This is a genomic window from Hahella sp. KA22 (assembly GCF_004135205.1).
In the GTDB taxonomy this organism is placed as follows: domain Bacteria; phylum Pseudomonadota; class Gammaproteobacteria; order Pseudomonadales; family Oleiphilaceae; genus Hahella.
This window is the reverse complement of the sequence record NZ_CP035490.1, coordinates 4,465,288-4,485,410: the sequence shown is the minus strand read 5'-3', so window position 1 is coordinate 4,485,410 and position 20,123 is coordinate 4,465,288. Positions and strand designations below refer to the sequence as shown.

The following is a 20,123-nucleotide window of genomic DNA, read 5'->3' as shown; positions in this document are numbered from 1 at the left end:
GCATTTACTTGATTGGCAGTGATTGACTCACGGCGCGGGCGTCGGCCTGGCGGCGGCGCGCCTGTCGTTGCCGGTCCACGCGCTGGGCGACGCTGTCCCGCAATGCGGCGCGTTCGCTCTCCTCACCGCCGCCTGCCTGGTCCGCCAGATGGGCGGCGAGCTGGGCGATGGTGGGATAATTGAACAAGGCAGTCAGCGGCGTCCGGAGCTCCAGGCGCAGCAGGCGTTCATAAACTCGCGTCAGCAGCAGGGAGTAGCCGCCGATGTCGAAAAAGTTGTCATGGATACTGATGCGTTCCTGCCCTAATACGTCGCGCCAGATGGCGGCGATTTCCTGTTCAAGGCGATTACGGGGCGCCTGGAACAGGGCGGAGGAAACCCGGTTGGGCGTAGCCTGGGGCAGACGTTTGCGGTCAATCTTGCCGTTGCTGTTGAGGGGCAGCTCCGACAGGATCATATAACTGGTGGGCGCCATGTACTCCGGCAGCTTGCTGCGGGCCAGCTTGCGCAGTTCCTCGAACAGGCTGGCGGGATCGTCTGGCGCGCGACGCGGCACCAGAAACGCGGCCAGATATTCGCCGCCATCCTCCGCGTACTGTTTGCACACCACCGCCTGATTCACCAGCGCATGCTCGGTGAGCAGCGACTCGATCTCTCCCGGTTCGATGCGGAACCCGCGCAGTTTGATTTGAAAGTCGCTGCGTCCCAGATAATCGATGGCGCCGTCGGCGCGACGTCTCACCAGATCGCCGGTTTTGTAAACACGGCCGCGACACAGCGGGTGCGTCATGTGGACGAAGCGCTCTGCGTTAAGCTCCGGACGTCCCAGATAACCCCGGGTGACGCCGGCGCCGCCGATGCACAGTTCACCGGCGACTCCCGCCGGGGCGGGCTCGCCAAAGGCGTCGACGACGTACAGTTGATAGTTGGCCAGGGGCGCGCCGATAGGCAGCGTCGCCAGCTCCGCGTCCGCGCCGGTGACCCGATGAATGGAGGACCACACGGTGGCCTCCGTCGGACCATAAAAATTCCATACCGGCAGACCGAATTTTAATATCGGCGAAACCAAGCGGCCGGGAAACGCCTCGCCGCCGCAGCAGAAAGCGCGTAACCGGTAGGGAAATGCGTCGTCCTCCCGGGTGGCCGCCAGCAGTTTCTCCATATTGCTGGGGGTCAGGTTCAGCACAGTGGCGTTCTCCCTGCGCAGCAGCCGGGCCAGGGCGTGGGGGTTATGACGCTCTTCCTCAGTGGTCACCAATAAGGTGCCGCCGTACAACAGACAGCCCCAGATTTCCCACACGGAAAAATCGAAAGCGTATGAATGGAACAGCGTCCATACATCGTCCGCAGAAAACTTCACGATGGGTTGCAGCGCCGCCAGCATGTTGAGCACGTTACGGTGCTCGATAGGCGTGGCCTTGGGCGCGCCGGTGGAGCCAGAAGTGAAAATGGCGTAAGCGAGATGATCCGGGCGCGCCGGGTTGCCAGGCGTCGGTAGGCCGCAGCGGCAGGGCTGGCGGCTCAAATGGTCGACCTCATGCAGGTGACGTAACGGATCGCTGCACTCGGGGTCGTTGCGCAACAGTCGGTCCAGCCGCACCAGGGTGCAGCCATCGGGCAGGTCCAGCGCCAGATCCGAGTGGGTGACCACCAGCGCTGCGCCGGCGCTGGCGAGCATATCGGCGATGCGGTCGCGGGGGTTGGCCGGATCGATAGGCAGGTAGGCGGCGCCGGACTTTAACACCCCGACGAGCGCCGCGATCATATCCACGCTGCGTCCCATGTAGACCGCCACCAGTGTGTCCGGGGCGACGCCAAGATGTTGCAGCTGTAACGCCAGCAGGGTGGCGCGGCGGTCCAGCTCCAGATAACTGATGCGCTCGTCGCCGCAGATCACAGCGGTTTTATGAGGGTGCGCCAATGTCGCTTCCCGCAGCAGGTCGGTCATGCGCCGGTCGCTGGGCAGGTTTTTCGCGGTCGCGGCGGCGTCGTTCCATTGCTGGGCTTCCGCCGCCGTTAACATGGGCAGACGCAGTGGCGGCGTATTCAGGCCTCTCGGCAGTTCCGCCAGCAGTTTGCGATAGTGTCCGATCATGCGGCGGATGGTGGCGGCTTCGAACAGACTGCTGTTGTAGACAAACTGCCCCTGCAGCTCGCCGTCCACTTCCCACAGATGCACTTCCAGATCCACGCTGACGTTGCGGCGCTTCAGCGCCAGCGGTTCGATCAGCAGTCCGCGCAGGCTCAGTTCCGGGTGCGGCGTATGGCGCGGCGAGTTCTGCAGGGCGAAGATCACCTGCACCAGCGGATTATGGGAGAGGTCCCGCTCCGGTCGCAGCGCCTCCACCAGTTTTTCAAAAGGAAGCTCCTGGCGCTCCATGGCGCCCGCGCAGAAATCCCGTACCTGATCCAGGTATTCAGAAGTGGTGGCGCAGGCGCCGGGGCGCAGCCGCAGGGGCAGGGTGTTGGCGAAATAGCCGAGCAGCCCTTCTACTTCACGGCGGTTGCGATTGGCCACCGGAGAACCGATCAGCAGATCGTCCTGGCCGCTGTGGCGGGCCGCCAGCACGCCAAACGCCGCCAGCGTGGCCATGTACAGCGTCAGGTTGTGACGGCGGCACAGGTCTTTAAGCGGTTGCAGTAAGGTGGCGGGAATCGTGAAATGCTCCACGTCGCCATGAAAGTGCTGCACTGGCGGGCGCGGATGATCCAGCGGCAGCTCCAGACGCAGGGGCGCGCCCAGCAGTCGCGGCAGCCACCACTCCAGCTCCGGCGGGCTGGCGTCGCGGGAGTAGCGTCGCTGTTGCCACGCCGCGTAATCGCCATATTGAATGGGCAGCGCCGGCAACGCGGGCGGACGATTCTGGGAAATGGCGTTATACAAAGCGGAGATTTCCTCCACCATGACGCCAATGGACCAGCCGTCGGTGACGATATGATGCAGGGTGATGAGCAACACATGGTCCTGCGCGCCTTTACGCAGCAACTGCATGCGCAGCATCGGCCCAAGCTTCAGATTAAAGGGTTCGAACGCCGCTGACGCCGCCAGTTCCTGGATGCGTCGGTCCTGTTCCGCCGCGGGCAGGGCGGACAGGTCCAGCTCCGTCAGCTCTACGCAGGGCAGCGGCTCTACGAACACTGCTTCGCTGTCCGGGTAGCGCGTGCGCAACACTTCATGGCGCACCATGAGAGCGCGCAGACTCTTGCGCAGCGCATCCACATCCAGCGGCCCCTGCAAGCGCATGGCGGTGGGCATGTTATAGCCCTGACCGCCGCCCTCAAGCTGGTCGAGGAACCACAGTCGCTGTTGACCGAATGACAGAGGCGGCGGTTGCTCGCGCCCGGCGGGCGCCACAGCGTCGCCTTCGGCGCTGCTCTGTCGTTGCAAAAAGCGGATGACTTCGTCCTTGCGGGACTTCAGTTCGTCAATCAGTCCGGCGACGACTGGATCTTGCAGCAGTTCGGCGGGCGCGTTCAGTTTCAGCGCGCCCTGGTCCAGTCGCAAGCGCACATCGCTTGCCGCCAGTTGGGCGAGAAAATTATGAATGCCTGACTCCATAGTCACCCAACACTCCCTTTGTCTGTCGTTGTCTTTATAGTTCTATTTCAACCCTCGTCGGCGCGTCCGCAGATGGCGCCTGACCGCTTTCGGCGCTGTCCCCGCCAGTTTTGTCACGGGTCAGCGCGGCCAGCTCCCGCACCGACGGACATTTGAAAAAATCCGCCAGAGACAGGTCCGCGCCACAACGTTCGCGAATACGGGAAATCGCTTGCGTTGCGATCAGGGAATCGCCGCCGAGATCAAAAAAATTGTCCTTTACGTTAAGGATCGGTACAGCCAGAAGTTCGCCCAGAATGTCGCACAGCATAAGCTCCGCGTGATCGCCGGGCGCATGATCACCGCTACTGCCGGGAGGTACTGAATGTGGCCGAGAACAGGCTCCGACGTCATGGCCGGGAGCGTTTCTCCGGGGATGGTAAAGTCGGTAGAACCGAGACTTCAGCGATAGTGTGGATATCGCAACTTGGTGCTCGTCTTCCATCTGTAGCAAGGCATCCGATAACTGCAATGCCTGCTCAAGCGCCAAAAACCCTTCCTTTGAATCTATAGCATTGGCGGCCAATGTGGATTTGTCAAAAAATTCCTGCGCAATTTTTGCGTTCGCGCCCATCCCCAGGCCGCTGGCGCTATCCGGACGCCAAGCATCCCAGTTAAGCGACAGCCATTTGGCGCCCTGATTTGCGTCGCGGCGGGCGGCGCACTGCGCGACCTCCAGGTCCATGACCAGATTGGCGGCGGCGTAAGCGCCCATGTGATAGCCCCCCAACAGGGCCGCCAGGGAGGACATGCAGACCACCCGCCGCACCGGACGTTGCGCGACCAGCCCGGCCAGCGCGCGGACGCCCTCGACCTTGGCCTGGATCATGGTTTCCCAGGCCTGCGCCAGGTCGGCGTTGATGGCTTGTTCCTGGGCCTGGGACATATCGGCGGCGGCGTGAATAATCGCGTCGATGGCTCCGTAGCGATCGCACACTTCATCCAGCAATGCGCCCATGGCGTTGGCGTCAGTGACGTCCGCCGCCGTGACGCTGACCGGCGCGCCGGTTTCTTGCAGGGCCAACAGGGTTGAGATGGCGTGGCGTTGCCGGGCGGGCGTTGATGGATCGTCCAGATAATGCGGCCACTGTTCAGGTGACGGTATAGGCGTGCGCGACACTAAGCGGATATGTCGCGCGCCGCGCTGGGCCAGACCTGTGGCGAGGGCGAGCCCGATCTTGCCGAGGCCGCCGGTGATCAGATAAACGCCGCTGGAGACGGGTTCATCGGAGACGGGCCTGGTCGTTCCCGGCTCAGCGCCGCTCCGACAGGGGCGCCATTCACAGCGCCACGCATGACGTCCGCGCAGGGCGACAAGGGGCGGGCCGGCGTTGAAGTCCGCCTCCTGGTTTGGGTGAGCCAAAGCCAGTAACGCCGGGATCTGTCGCGTTAGTGCGGAAACAGCGGAAGCGTTTTCCACATCAGTTTCCACATCAGTTTCCACATCAATCAACAACGTGCGCAGGGCGGGAAATTCCTGTCTCGCGCTTAACAACGGCCCCAATAGCGCCCCTCGGGCGGGTCGCAGGGATTCCGAGCCCAGCACCGACTGGGTTCCGGCAGTCGCCACGGCGACGAATACGTCGGATCGCAATGCGCCCAACTGTTGTAATAAGGCGCTCAACAGAGACAGATCCTGAGACGTGGTCTCAAACTCCGCGCTGATTGAAGTCTGTGGGCTCAGGTTACGGGCGAACAGCACATGGTCCGGCAACAGATCGTTCTCCGCCAGCAAGGCGAACAGCGCGGCGGGGTCTTTCGCCGTCTCGGCGGACAGGGCGATGGTCTGGCGCTGCTCGGGATCTTCGGTGTGAGGCGTCAGCGCGGTGACCGCGGTGTCCGAGACGGTGACCAGCGTGTGCGGTTGATGATCTGACAGCCCCCGAATTAATGCGTCAGTAAGAGCGTTAGCGTCCGACCCGGTCAGCAGCAGCCATTTGCCGCCGCTGGCGTTGAGGTTCAGCGCGCCGCTCAAACGGCTCCAGGAACGGGTGTAGAACCAGTCTTCCAGAGCCTGGCGTTCTTCTGAAAAGACGTCGCCGGTGAGCTTGGGAGGATCGATCCAGTAGCGGCGGCGGTCGAAAGGATAAGTGGGCGTGGGGATGAATTGTCCGTCCAGGTTTGCAAACAGGCCCGGGCGGTTGATGGCGAATCCTTTGCTCCACAGACGGCCGACGCACTCCAGCGCGCTTTTGCGCGAATCCTGGCCAGGACCGGCGGCGAAGGTGGCGATGGCTTCCCGACAGCTCTCTCCGTTTTGCGGCAGGGCGCCGGCGAATGCGGTCAAGGCGCGTCCCGGGCCCACTTCCAGCAGGGTATCAATATGGGTGTCCGCGCACAGGGTATGCAATCCCTCGTAGAACTGCACCGGGCGACGCAAGTGCTGACGCCAATAGTCCGTGCTGACCGCCTCTTCGGCGCTGAGACGCGCGCCGCTCAGGTTGGAGTAGACCGGCAGCCGCGGCGCCTGCAGCGTCATGGCGTCCAGCAGTTCGGCGAAGGCGTCCAGCATGGGCTCCATCATCGGCGTGTGAAACGCATGGGAGGCCTGCAAACGGCGATAGCCGATCTGCGCTTCCTCCAGCGCGGCGGCGAAATCCTCCATGGGGCCGGGCGGACCGGCGAATACATTGGCGTGCGGGCCATTCGCCACCGCCAGGGAAACGCCCGCGCCGGCGTAGGCTTCCGCCTGCTGGCGGGGGATGCGCACGGCGATCATGGTTCCGCCGGGCATGCTTTGCATCAGACGGCCTCTTTCCGCCACCAGACGCACGCCGTCTTCCGGGCTGAACACGCTAGCCACGCAGGCGGCCACGTATTCTCCCAGGCTGTGTCCGATCAACGCCTGCGGGGTCAGCCCCCAGCTTTGCAACAGCATGGCCATGGCGTAATCGACGATAAACAGCGCCGGTTGCGCCAGCGCGGTTTGTTTCAGGTCTTTGTCTCCCTGTTCCGCGTCCGCGCCACGAGGACAGGTCAGCAAAGGCCGCAGCTTTTGCGCAATAAGAGGCGGCGCGGCGTGCAGGCACTGGTCCACTGCCTCACGGTAAACTGGTTCTGACTGGTACAGCTCCGCGCCCATGCCTGCATACTGCGCTCCTTGCCCAGGAAACATGAAGGCCGCCGTCGGCGCGCTGTCCTGCACCCGTCGCCAGCTCAGGTCGTTGGGAAAGCGCAGTTGCGCGATGGCTTCCGCTGGCGTCGCTGCCGCCAAGGTCGCCCGATAGGGCAAGGCTTTTTTGCTCAGAGCCAGGGTATAGGCGAGGTCGCCGAGATGAGTATGGGGCCGCTCGTCCAGATGCTGAGCCAGACGTTCCGCCACCTGATCCGCCGATTGTTCGCCGGCGGCGGACAGCAGCAGCAATTGGCTGGGCGCGGATTTGTCGTCCTGACGTGACGCCCTGCGGGGCGCGCGGGTTGCGAGAGGGGCTTCCTCCAGAATGGCGTGCACGTTGGAGCCCCACATGCCGAAGGCGCTGACCGCCGCCAGTCGCGGCGCGTCTCCCCGGGGCCAGGATTCAGTTTCGCTGCAGACCCGGAAGGGCGTGCGCAGCCAGTCGATCTGGGGATTGGGCTGCTGGCAGTGCAGGCTGGGAGGCAGGGTTTCGTAGTGCAGGCACAGCACAGTTTTGATCAGACCGGCGACGCCGGCGGCGGCGTCCAGGTGCCCGATATTGGTTTTCACCGAGCCGATGGCGCAGCGGCGACCGCCCCCCGGCGCAATGTCGAAAGCCCGCGCCAGCGCTTCAATTTCAATGGGATCGCCCAAATGCGTGCCGGTGCCGTGAGCCTCCACGTACTGGATCGAGCGAGGATCGATATTGGCGGTGAGCTGCGCCTCCCGGATGACTTCCGCCTGTCCCTGCACGCTGGGAGCGGTGAAGCCTACTTTGCGGCGTCCGTCGTTATTGGCGGCGGTGGCGCGAATCACCGCCAGCACGGGATCGCCGTTTTCCAGGGCGTCGTCAAGGCGTTTCAGCGCCACCAGTCCGGCTCCGCTGCCGACGGCGGTTCCGTCCGCCTCGGCGTCAAACGCCCGGCATTGTCCCCGTGGCGACAGAATCATGCCGCTCTGGCTGCGAAAGCCGCCATGTTGCGGCAGTTGCACCGAGGCGCCGCCGGCCAGGGCCAGGTCGCAATCGCCCGCCAACAGGCTCTGGCAGGCCAGATGCACCGCCATCAGGGAGGTGGAGCAGGCGGTCTGCACTCCCACGGCGGGACCGGTGAGGCCCAATTTATAGGCGATGCGGGTGCTGAGGAAATCCTTGTCGTTGAGCAGCATGGCCTGATACAGATCCGACACTCTGCGGGCGTCCGTATTTGGCAGCACATGGCGATAGAGATAGTTAGGCATGCCGCAACCGGCGAATACCCCGATGGGACCGGCGAATTCATCTGGATTGCAGCAGGCGCGCTCCAGCGCTTCCCAGGCGCATTCCAACAGCAAACGGTGCTGCGGATCGAGCAATTGCGACTCTCGGGGATTCATGTCGAACAGGGCGGCGTCGAAGCCGCTGACGTCTCCCAGCGCCGCGACTCTGCGCACGTAATCCGGGCGCTGATATTCGCTTTTCGGTACGCCGGCGGCGTCCAGCTCCGCATCCGTCAGTTCGGCGACGCTCTCCACGCCGGCGACCAGGTTGCGCCAGAACGCCTCCGGCGTGTCCGCGCCGGGAAAGCGACAGGCCATGCCGACGATGGCGATAGCGCCGTCGGCTTCGGGATGGTCTTCAAAGCTGTTCATTGGAACGCAGACTCCTTTGCGCTTCTTTGGCGTTGCGACGGCCCGCCAGTCGGTTGGTTTTGCGACGGGGAGACTGCGACAGCCCGTCGTCGTCCGGGGCGGCGCTGAGCAGACGCGCGGTGGCGGCGATAGTGGGATTGGCGAACAGATCCACCATCGCCACCGGTTGTCCGAAGGCGTCGCTCAGTTGGCGTTGCACCTGGGCCAGCAGCAAGGAGTGGCCGCCAAGGTCGAAGAAATTGTCGTCACGGCCCACGCGGGACAGATTGAGGCAGTGTCGCCAGATGTCCGCCACCCGTCGCTCCACTTCCGACACCGGCGCGCCCCCGTCCATGGCGGCGACGCCTTCCGGTTCCGGCAAGGCGCGGCGATCCAGTTTGCCGCTGGCGTTCATGGGCAGACGCGGCAACGCCAGGATATAGGCGGGAATCATGTATTCAGGAAGCCGCTCCCGTAAATGGGTCTGCAGCGCCTGAGCGCTGGGCGGCGGGTTGGCGTCCTGACGATACACCACATACGCCGCCAGTTGCTGGCGTTGCGGGAACAGGGCGACGGCGCATTCCGCGATGGCGTCATGGGCGGCCAGCTGACTTTCGATATCGCCCAGCTCCACCCGGTGTCCGCGAATTTTCACCTGCGCGTCCCGGCGCCCCAGATAGTGCAACTGGCCATCGTCGAGCCAGCGGCCCAGGTCGCCGGTGCGATAGGCGCGGGGGGCATTTAATTCCGGCAGCGCGACAAACTTTTCCGTCTGCAATTCCGGGCGCTTGAGATAGCCGCGGCTGACGCCGTCGCCGGCGATCACGATTTCACCTGTGGCCCCTGTCGGCAAAGGCTGCCCCCAGGGATCAAGCACAAACAGACTGGCGCCGCGCAAAGGACGGCCCAACGGCGCGATGGCGGTTTCCGGCAGAGCGTCGCGCGCCAGAGCGCAGGCGCTGACGTCGACGCAGCATTCCGTCGGTCCGTACACATTGATGAGTGTGGTGTGGTGGTTGGCGTCATAGAAGGCGCGCACCAGCTCCATCGACAGGGCTTCTCCGCCTACCAGCAAGCAATCCAGCGTCAGACGACTGGCCTGATCCGCGCCGGTGAGCATGCCCAGCAAACTGGGGGTGCAATCCGCGCAGCGCACCTGTTCGGCGCTGAGTAAGTCGGCAAGGCGGGCAGGGTCGCGACGACTGTCGGCGTCCACGATCAGCAGCCGATGTCCCAGCAGCAAGGCGGCGAAAATCTGCTGTACCGAAGCGTCGAACACGCTGTTGGCGCACAGGGCGATGGCGATGGGCTGCTCATAACGATGATAGACCTGATCCCACAGGGCGTTGACCAGATTGATGACGCTGTGGTGCTCCACCAGCGTTCCCTTGGGCGCGCCGGTGGAGCCGGAGGTGTAAATCAGATAGGCGAGACTGTCCGGCCCGAGAGCCACCTGGGGTTCGTCGGTCGTGGCGGCGACGTCCTCCACACACAGCCATTGTGCGGCGCCGAGGCCTTCCAGCGCGGCCAGGATCGGCATAATGGCGTGATCGGTGACCAGGGCGGCGACGCCGGCGTCTTCAAGCTGTGCGATCAAGCGGGCGGGCGGGTGCGTCGGGTCCAGCGGCAGGTAACCGCAGCCGCTTTTCAGAATTCCCAGCAGGCCGACAATGAGATCCACACTGCGGGACACGCAAAGTCCTACGGCGGCGCCGACGGGCGCTCCCTGTTCACGCAGACAGGCGGCGACGCCATTGGCGCGCTGATTGAGTTCGGCGTAACTGAGCCGGCAGGCATTGTCGGATACGGCGATTCGTTCGGGATACGCCTGCGCCATGTGGAGAAATCCACTGACCAGATCCGGCGTTGTGAGTCTGGCTTCTGCGGGGGTGGCATGACTGGCGTTTTGCTCCATCTGACGGCGCTCGTCCTGATCGTACCAGGGCAGATCGACCAATGGCCGGGCGAGCTGTTCGCCGGCGCTGAGCGCGGACAGAACATGACGATAGCGTCGCACCAGTCTTTCGACGCTGGCGCGGCTCCAGCGATTGGCGTCGTATTTCAGGAAACCCTGCAGGCCATTGGCGCTGTCGGCGATCTCCAGAGACAGCTCAAACTGGCCTTCCTGCTGCGGCATGGGATAGGGCGACAGTTGCAGATCGCCCCAGCTCACCCGCAGGTTATCGTCGGTGGCCAGGAACAGATCCAGGGTGGCGTTGTCGGTTTGCGGCTTCTGCATGATGAAGGTGGTCTTCACCAGAGACTGCCCCCTGCCGTTACGCTGCAGGCCAAGCCGCTCCACCAGCAATGGCAGGGGATAGTCGCCGTGAGCGAGGGCGTCGAGCAAGGTGCTCTGCTGATTGCGCAGGTAGGCGTCCAGGGTCTGCTCGGGATCAAAACGGCTGCTTACCGGCGCCAGATTCACAAAGTCTCCCACCAGCGGCTGGAATTCCGGGCGACTGCGTCCGTGCACCGGCGTGGCCACGATAACGCGCTGCTGTCCGCACAGGCGATGCAGCAGCAACTGGTACGCCGCCAGCATCAGGCTGAACAGCGTGGTTCCCCGCTGCTTCGCCAGGGTGCGCAGCGCTGTGTCCAGTTGCGGGGCGAGCTGAAAATGAATGGATTCGCCAACCGCCTTTTGCATTGTTCCATGGCGGGGAAGGTCAGCCGGCAGATTCAGTTCGAAGTCGGCGTCCGCCAGGGCGTCGCGCCAGTAATGCCAGAGTTCTTCGCCGCGCTCCGTCTCCAGCATGGCGTTTTGCCAGCGCACGAAATCCACCTGGGAGTAAGTCAGCGCCGGCAGCGCGGCCTGTTCCGGAGCGACGCCTGCGCGGCGCGCCTCATACAGGGCCTTGAGTTCATCCAGAATCACCCACAGCGACCAGCCGTCACAGACCGCGTGATGGGCGGTCAAAAGCAGCACGCTGTCCTGCGCGGTGACGAACACCCAGGCGCGCAGCAGAGGCGCGCGGGACAGTTCGAACGGCGTTTGATAGGCCCGTCGCACTTCCTGATACAAAGTGGAAGCGTCAAGGTCATGAGCGTTCACGACTTGTAAAGGGATCGCGATATCGTCCCGAGCCTGCTGGCGTGGCTTGCTGTCCACCTGAATCGCCGTGCGCAGCGCCGGATGACGGCGGGCGATCTGGTTCAAAGCCGCCTGCAGGAAGGCGTGATCCCGCTCTCCCGCAAAGCCGTCGCGCAGGCGCGCAGCGAAGGACACATGATAGGCCGGGCTGGTCGGGTCCAGTTGATGCAGGAACCATTGCGCCTGCTGGTTATACGAAAGCTCCCAGGGCGCGCCGCAATCCAGAGGCGCGGGCAGAGTTTCCGGCGCAGTGGAAGCGCCGTTGTCCGCGTCACGCTCAGTAAGCCTGTTAGCGACACTTTGTGAGAGATCGTCCAGACCATTGCTTTTCAGGATATCAACGATGCTGACGTTGGCGCTCAGGTTTTTCTCGATACGATTGCGCAGCTCCACCGCCATCAGCGAATCCAGCCCGTATTGCGTTAAAGGCGCGGCAGGGTCGATATTGTCCGGGTTCAGGCGCAATACAGCGGCGGCCTGGGCGGTTAACCAGCGCAGCAGCGCCGCCTGGCGTTGCTCGTGGGGCTGATCGAGCCAGTCCAGGGACGTTGAGCTTTCCTCCGCTGTGCTACTGGCGGGTGCGTCAACCTGTACGGGTTTGAGTCCTTGTAAGTACAAACTGTCTCCGGCGTAAGCCGCCAAACCAGGATCTTCCAGAGTGACGCCGATGACGGCCTGGTTCGCCGCCAGCAGCGCCGGCGTCAGCGCCACGCAGGCGTCTGGCGTCAGACCTGCATTAGTTGCGTTGTTATCCCTTTGCGCCCGCGCCATCAAACCAATCTCGCGGAATGCGCCCCATTGCACGGACACCGCCAGCTCTCCCAGCGCGCGTCGTCGTGCGGCCAGTCCATCCAGCCAGGCGTTGGCTGCGGCGTAGGCCGCCAGACGGGGAGACGGCAACGCGGCGGAGGTGGAGGAGAACAGCAACAGGAAGTCCAGGGAACCGACGGGGAAGCAGCGATGCAATGTTTCGCCGCCGCAGACCTTGGCGGCGATTTCACCGCGCAGCGTCTCCCGATCCAGAGCCTCGACGGCCATGGCGTGAGCGACGCCAGCGGCGTGCAGCACGCCGCGAATGGCGGGTTGCTGTTGTTGATACTGGTGCAGCCAGGCGGCGCAGGCTGCGTTATCAATGAGATCAATTGAAGCGAGGGTGATTTGCGCTCCCAGCGCTTCGATCTCCCGAAGCGCGGCGACGCGTCGTCCGTCGCGGGAGTCTGGAGACAGTTGCGTCCACTCGGAGCGCGGCGGCAGGCCGTTGCGTCCCATCAGCACCAGCCGTCTGGCTCCTTGCTCAGCCAGCCAGCGCGCCCAGCGCAGCCCCAAATCTCCCAGACCGCCGGTGATGAGATAACTGGCGTCGGCGCGCAGGGAAAAAGTCCGGTTTACAGGCGCGGTGAGGGTGGTGCGATCTAATGTCGCGCGATAAATGGTGCCCTGACGCATGGCGAATTGAGCGTCTGCGCCGCCAGCCTGACTCAGTATGGCGTCCAGCAGCAGATGTGGGTCTTGAGCGGACGCTTCTGGGTCCAGGTCCACCATGCCGCCCCAATAATTGGCCTTCTCCACCGCCAATGCGCGTCCAAAGCCCCACAGCGCGGCGGCGTAGGGACAGACAGCGGCGTCCGTTTCGGTTACAGCGCAGGCGCGATGGGTGAGCAACCAAAGCCGGGGCGTGTCCTCGTCGTCTTCCTGTGCGGCGGCCAGAGCGTCAAGGATGGCCTCCAGCTGTTCCACCAGATTGTCCAGCAGCACGTCCGGTTCGGCGGAGTCCTCTGGAATCTCTGGCGCGATGCAGAGCAGTGCGGAGCCGTAGCGACGTAGGGACAAATGGGGTGTTTGATTTGATAAAACTGCGTCTGTTTCTGAGTCCTGTTGATGACTGTCCGTGAGGGGCGCTTCTGGCGTGATCTCAGTCTGATTCCAACGCAGTTCAAAGGCGAATCCCTGTTCGGCCTCGGGGCTATGTCCCACCGCCGCATCGAGGAAGCTGAAGCGTAAGCCTTCTACCTCCGCGAGCAGCTCGCCGTGATTGTCGAAAATGGACAGCGATCCGCTGAGCAGATGGTCCGACGACGTATTCTGCGGCGCCAGGCGGGCGCGCACCCAGTAGCTATATTTGCTGAAGTTACGCAAAAGTCGCAGATTTTGTACGGAATGTCCGACAAATGCGCCTTTCTCATCGCCTCCCAATGCCGCCAGCGTCTGCGCGCAGGCGTCCAGCACGCCAGGGTGAGTGCGGTAGGCGTCGAGCTGCGCGGCGGTCTCTTCAGGCGCCTGTATCAACGCCCAGGCTTCCTGTTGCGAAGACCAGATGCGCTGAATGCCCTGGAACTGGCCGGACCAGTCATTGCCCCGTTGACGCCATTGTGCGTAGAACTGCTCTCCAGACAGGCTGTTTTCAAAGTGCGCCAGAGCGGCTTCGGTGGGGAGAGGGAGTTGCGGTTCCCGATTCGCTGCTGCGTCCTGACGGCTGACTTCGCAACTGGCGTGCAGTCGCCAGGGCGCTCCGCTCTCGTCGCGTCCGTCACGATTTTTACGACCGTCACGACGGGCGAAGATCTTGATCTGCGCGGCGTCAGCGCCTGCTTGAATAAACTGAGTCTGCAGCCGCCAGTGGTCGAGATCGTCGACGACCAGCGGCGCGTGGAATTGCATGTTGCGGCAGAGCGCGCCGGCGTCCGGCCAGTGTCGTCCTGCGGCGGACAACGCCATGTCGATATAGGCCGCGCCGGGGAACACGACGGCGCCGCTGACCTTGTGTCCCGTCAGATAAGCGTGCGCATTGGCGTCGAGATGCTGGTCGTACAGGTCGCCTGTCGGTTCCGCCAGCGAGGTGGCGCGCCCGAGTAGCGGGTGGCCATCGGCGGCCCGATCTCCGTTTGCGGGAGATTCCTGGTAGTTTTGCGGCCAGTAACGATGACGCTGAAAGGGATAGCTGGGCAGCGCGGCGTCCCGCAAACGGCGTCGTCCCGGCAGCGTGCGCCAGTCCGGCGCGCCGCCATGGCAATACACGCGACCCAGTGCATTGAGCACCGACGCCTGCTCGTCTTCGCCATAGCGAATGCTATGTATCCAGGCGGCTTTGCTGTCCGGCAGGCAACGTTTGCCCATGCCGCACAGACTGGCGCCGGGGCCGATTTCCACAAACAGGTCCACGTGGCGATCCGCGGCGGTGAGCATGCTCTTGCGGAATTCCACCGGATTCATGGTGTGGCGCAACCAGTAATCGTGTTCGTAATCCTCCACCTCGATGAAGTCGCCGGTGACGTTGGATAGCAGAGGAAATTGCAGTTGTCCCAGGGGCGTGGATTCGGTCACCTTGCGCAGATCCGGCAGAATGGGCGCCATCATCGGCGAATGAAAAGCGTGAGAAACCTGCACGGACTGGAAGCGAATATCCTGCTGGGACAACAGAGGGCGGATCTGCGCCATGGCTTCGCCGCGACCGCTGATCACGGTGAGATCGGGTCCATTGTCCGCCGCTATGGCCAGAGCGACGCCAGCGTCCTGTAGCAGCGCTGCCACTTTATCCCGGGGCGCGAACACCGCGAGCATTTCCCCGGCGGGGAGAGACTGCATCAGTTCGCCGCGCCGCAACACCAGTTTCATGCCCTGTTCCAGGCTGAACAGACCGGCGGCGTGGGCGGCGGCGTATTCGCCTACGCTGTGCCCCAACGCCAATTGCGGTTGCACGCCCCAGGACATCCACAGCCGCGCCAGCGCCGCTTCACAGGCGAACAGGGCGGGCTGAGTAAAGCGGGTTTGATGGATACCGGAATCCGGGTCGGGATTGAACATCAGCGTCAGCAGCGATTGCCCCAGCAACGGCGCGGCCACCGCTTCACAACGGTCCAGGGTGTCACGCACCACCGGCTCGGTCTCATACAGACGCCGCATCATGCCGGGATACTGGGCGCCCTGACCGGAGAACAGGAACACAATCACCGGAGCGTGTCGGGCCACGCCGAGACTCAGATTCGGCGCTTCCTGTCCTTGAAACGTCTTGAGCGTCCCGGCGGCGTCCTGCGCGCTCTGTGCGCTGAGAGCCAGACGATAGGGCAAGGCCTCCCGGGCGTTGTTCAGAGTATGGCAATAGTCCGCCCAGCCAGCGCCGTTAGCCAGTTGGGCGTTGGCGTGCAAGGTCGTCAGATGTTCGCCATGACGGCGCGCCAGCGCCTGTAGCGCCTGAGCGTCGGCGGCGGATAGCGTCAACAGGCGATAAGGCGCGTCATCCCCTTGCGGCACGGTGGCTGCAGCGACGACATCGGAAGCGGTTTCGGTGGGCGCTTCTACTATGCCTTGCAGCACGACGTGGGCGTTGGAGCCGCTGAAACCAAAAGAGCTGACCCCCGCCAGAAATTCGCCGTCCCAGGGCTCACTGCGCTGGGGCAAGCGGAACAGGCGCTCGTCGATATCGATCAGAGGATTGCGTTGACGCAGATGCAGGCTGCCGGGAATCACCCGGTGTTTGAGCGCCAGGGCTGTCTTGATCAGCCCGGCCACGCCCGCCGCCGCTTCCAGGTGACCGATGTTGGTTTTGATGGAGCCGATGCTGCATGGGTGGTCCGCGTCGCGGTTTTCTTCCAGCACGTCCCGCAGGCTGTTCACCTCGATGGGATCGCCCAGGGCCGTGCCGGTGCCGTGGGCTTCCACATAGCGGATGCGGCAGGGCTGCACTTCGGCTTTGAACAGCGCGGAGCGGATGACGTCCTGCTGCGCCTGTCCATTGGGCGCGGTGAGGCCGTTGCTGTGGCCGTCCTGGTTCACGCTGGAGCCGCGGATCAGCGCGTAGATTTCATCGCCGTCCCGTCGCGCGTCCGCCAGACGTTTCAAAACGACGACTCCGCAGCCTTCGCCGCGCACGTAGCCGTCCGCCTCGGCGTCGAAAGTTTTGCAGCGGCCGCTTGGCGACATCATGCGTCCCTGGGACAGGGAAATAGTGCCTCCGGGCAGCAGGATCAGGTTGACGCCTCCCGCCAGCGCCAGGCTGGATTCGTTGCGGCGCAGGGATTCGCAGGCCTGATGCACCGCCACCAGGGAGGACGAGCAGGCGGTGTCGATGGTCATGGCGGGACCGCGCAAGTCCCAAAGATAGGAAATACGCCCAGACGCCACGCTGGCGGCGGCGCCGGTACCGGTGTGCATGCGAATGGCGTTGCGGTCTGCGTAGCTGATGCGTTGAAACTCGGTATTGCAGACCCCCATGAAGACACTGGCGTCGCTGCCGGCCAGAGAGCTGACCGCAATGCCCGCGTCTTCCAACGCCTCCCAGCAGACTTCCAGCAGCAGACGTTGCTGTGGGTCCATGGTTTCCGCTTCCCGCGGCGCGATGCCGAAGAATTGCGGGTCGAACTGGTCGATGTCGTCCAGAAAACCGCCCCAGCGGGTGTTCATGCGTCCATCGACGCCGGCTTCCTGATGATAATAGGCGTTGTTGCTCCAGCGCTCCGGCGGCGTCTCGCGAATTGCGTCCACGCCCTCGTTTAATAAACGCCACAACGCTTGCGGATTGCCCGCGCCGGGGAAACGGCAACCCATACCGACAATGGCGATGGGATCGTTGCTTTCAAATGGCGTGGCTTCCACATCCACCAGACGCGCGGCTTTGTGCTTCACTTTGGCCGCGCCGCCGTTCTGTTTGACGCCTGGCGCGCCGCTGGCCAGCGTAGCGATAAACGCCGCCAGCCGCGCGATATTGGGATGCTGATAAAACAGGGTGGGCGGGGTGGCGACGCCCACATAGCGTTCCAGCTCGCCGCTGAGTGCGACCACATGGCGAGAGGCCAGCCCGAAGCTGGCGAAATCTGCGTTAGGGTCGATATCCGCGACGGGCAGGGCGGTGATCGCCGCCAATTGCCGGGATAACCAATCGGCGATGTCTTTGGCGCCCAGGCTTTCCGTCGCGATGGGTGGCGCGGCGGCTTGGGAGGCTGCGTGTTCTTGCGCATGGGGCGCAGCATGCTCGGTTATATCTTGCCGGGTGTTGGCGCGCCATTGGTAGATCGGTTGCAGCGAGCCATCCAGCCAGGCTTTGCGATTGGCCTGCCGCTGGATCTTGCCGCTGGTGGTCTTGTAAGCCTGCAAGGGTTTCAACAGGGCGATGGCGTATACCGGCAGCTCATGCTCCTGAAAAACCGCCTGACGAATGGCGCGAGCCACGGCGTCGCCGTCCAACTGACGTACGGCGGTGCGTTTCACCTCTTGCACGATAACCAGACGTTCCTCGCCGTCGATCTCCACGGAGAACGCGGCGCCGTTGTCGGCGGTCAGGTCTGGATGGCTGGCGAAAACGGTTTTTTCGATGTCCTGTGGGTAGTAGTTGACGCCGTCGATGATCAGCAGATCTTTGCGGCGGCCGGTGATGAATAACTGCGCGCCATGAATGAATCCCAGGTCGCCGGTGCGCAGGTAGGGGCCGGAGTATCTGCCCTGGGGGGCGGCGAGATGCGCGTCGAAGATATCTGAGGTGGCTTCCGGGCGCGCCCAGTAACCGCTGGCCACGGAAGGGCCGCGCACCCAGATTTCGCCGATTCTGTCCGGCAGACAGGGAGTCCGCGTTTCCGCATCGACAATCAGGCTTTTGGTGTCCATGTCGACCCGCCCTGAGCCAACTAATGGCGTGGAGCCCGGCGCGCCGGCGGCGACGATTTTCACTTCACCCTGGGACAGGGCCTCCCGTTCCACATGCAGAACAGTGGGCGGCTCGGATATGGGAGTGATGGATACTTTGACAGTGGCTTCCGCCAGACCGTAGCTGGGGGACAATGCGTCGTAATCGAAGCCGCAATCGCTGAAGGCGGCGGTGAAATCCCGCAGGGTTTCATAGCGCACGGGCTCCGCCGCGTTGCAGGCGACGCGCCAGCAGGATAAGTCCAGGTCCTGCATTTGTTCGGCGCTGATTTTATCGATACAGAGCTGGTACGCGAAATTAGGCGCCGCACTGTGTGTAGCGCGAAAGTCGGAGATCGCCTGCAGCCAGCGCACCGGGTTGCGGATGAAGGTCGCCGGCGCCATCAGGTAGCAGATTGAGCCTGCGTACAACGGCGTCAGAATGGCGTAGATCAGCCCCAGATCATGAAAATGCGGCAGCCAGCTCACCACAATGGCGTCGGCGTCATGGTCGTAGCAGCGATGCAGTTCGTCCAGATTCAGAATCAGGTTGCGATGGCTCACCATGACGCCTTTGGGGGCGGAGGTGGAGCCGGAGGTGTATTGCAGAAACGCCAGGTCGTCCGCGTGCAGCGATGCGGGTTCGCTGCCCTCGGTATTGTTTTCTCTGTTGCTCTTGTTGTTGTGCTCGCTGTTACTCTCTCTGTCGTAAGCGCCGTTGTCTGTTGCGGTATCGGCCGGGCTTAACAGACTTGCGTCCACTGATAACCAGACCGCTTCCCGCAAACGTTTGTCGCCGGCGTCCGCATCCGCGATGGCGGCGACGACGGAGTCATTGGCGAGGATAACGCGGGCGTCGGCGTCGTCGAGAATGCTGTTGAGACGTTCTGCGCTGCGGTTCTTTTTCGGCGGATGCATGGGGATCGCCGTGACGCCTGCATACATGCAGCCGAAGAAGGCGGCCAGAAACTCCAGTCCGGGGTGAAACAGCAGCAGCGCCCGTTCTCCAGGTTGGGCGTGGCGTCGCACCAAGGCGGCTACGCGACGCGCCTGTTGATCCAGTTCAGCGTAGGTGAGCGGGAAACGGGCGTCGCGATCATCGGTCAGGAAGACGAAGGCGTCAGCATCTCCCCGGGTAATCGCATGAGACTGTAACGCGCGACTGATGTCGGCGAAAAAGGGACGGCGAGTGGCGTCAGTAACGCGGCGAGTAGTATCTGTAACCATGATTCGATGTCGTAATTTATTATTTTTAACCGACGCATAGCGCACGCCTCTCTACCGCATAGAGGCCCACGGCCATAACGCCACGGGACGACTTCAGGCTACTTCCGGTAAAGCCTTCTAATATTTCTTCAGTAACGACGGCGTGATTGCTTGGCGCGTTAACGCCATCCGGGTGAAAAAATATTGGAAAACACGACCATGAAGCCCATTGAGGGAATCACGGCGAGGTCTTGACGAGGTGCTTGTCCGCCTGGGCGAAGACGACGATCAGGCCGACGATGGGAGAGAATATAAATGAAATAAAAAAGTTTAAGGTAAAGCCGAACTTCTTATTTTTGCCAAGGAACGCGACAAATAAGCATACAAGCAGATATAACAGGACGTGAAGCATAATTATTCTGATCCTTTTCCATGCCTTTCTCTCTCCTCGGCGGAGAGACGATTCAATCCTAAGTAACGGCTATAGCATGTAGGGCTAACTCCAGCTGCAGTCAAATGGTAGACCCAAATTATGACGATATCAATTAAGCAATTAAAAATAATGCCGCAGGCTTGGCGATGGGCCTCGCGACCCTTTTGCGCGATGGTTTGGCCGGCGTTATCCGAAAATTCAGGAGGTCGGCGTGAAAGCCTTATATGACAGGGGGTTTGCAGGATTGAAATATGGCGGCGGGGGCGTTGAAACAGGGCGCGAATGCACAAAAAAAGTACTTGCGGGCCTATAGGTATTGAACTAGTCTCAGTACGGACACTTCGGAGGTCCAGGACTTCTTTTTGTATATGTTGTTTGTTTTATTGCACTCGCTATAAGCGGCGAAAAGTAAAATAGTAACGATATATATAACCGCCCGTGAATTTGTATTTGATGTTTT

3 protein-coding genes are annotated in these 20,123 nt (G+C 62.7%); all 3 read right to left on the bottom strand.

The genetic code is table 11. From position 1 onward, the window contains the following. Window positions 1–4: 4 nt before the first annotated feature. Genes EUZ85_RS19860 through EUZ85_RS19850 form a run of 3 tightly spaced genes read right to left on the bottom strand, consistent with a single transcriptional unit; the run spans window position 5 to window position 19,251 of the window. Window positions 5–3,559, bottom strand: coding sequence for an amino acid adenylation domain-containing protein (locus tag EUZ85_RS19860; protein WP_241567093.1), 3,555 nt, complete (start codon window positions 3,557–3,559; stop codon window positions 5–7). Window positions 3,560–3,593: 34 nt separating this feature from the next. Next, a complete protein-coding gene (locus EUZ85_RS19855; protein ID WP_129498753.1) occupies window positions 3,594–8,342 on the bottom strand; it encodes a type I polyketide synthase in 4,749 nt (1,582 codons plus the stop codon). Continuing rightward, window positions 8,329–19,251: a non-ribosomal peptide synthetase/type I polyketide synthase gene (locus EUZ85_RS19850; RefSeq protein ID WP_127971200.1), complete on the bottom strand. Its 10,923-nt coding sequence runs from the start codon at window positions 19,249–19,251 to the stop codon at window positions 8,329–8,331. The genes EUZ85_RS19855 and EUZ85_RS19850 overlap by 14 nt, the downstream gene beginning before the upstream one ends. Window positions 19,252–20,123 lie beyond the last annotated feature (872 nt).

Coding starts and splice junctions, on each gene's coding strand:
- EUZ85_RS19855 (WP_129498753.1), bottom strand. CDS start 8,342: ATGAACAGCTTTGAAGACCATCCCGAAGCCGACGGCGCTATCGCCATC.
- EUZ85_RS19850 (WP_127971200.1), bottom strand. CDS start 19,251: ATGGTTACAGATACTACTCGCCGCGTTACTGACGCCACTCGCCGTCCC.
- EUZ85_RS19860 (WP_241567093.1), bottom strand. CDS start 3,559: ATGGAGTCAGGCATTCATAATTTTCTCGCCCAACTGGCGGCAAGCGAT.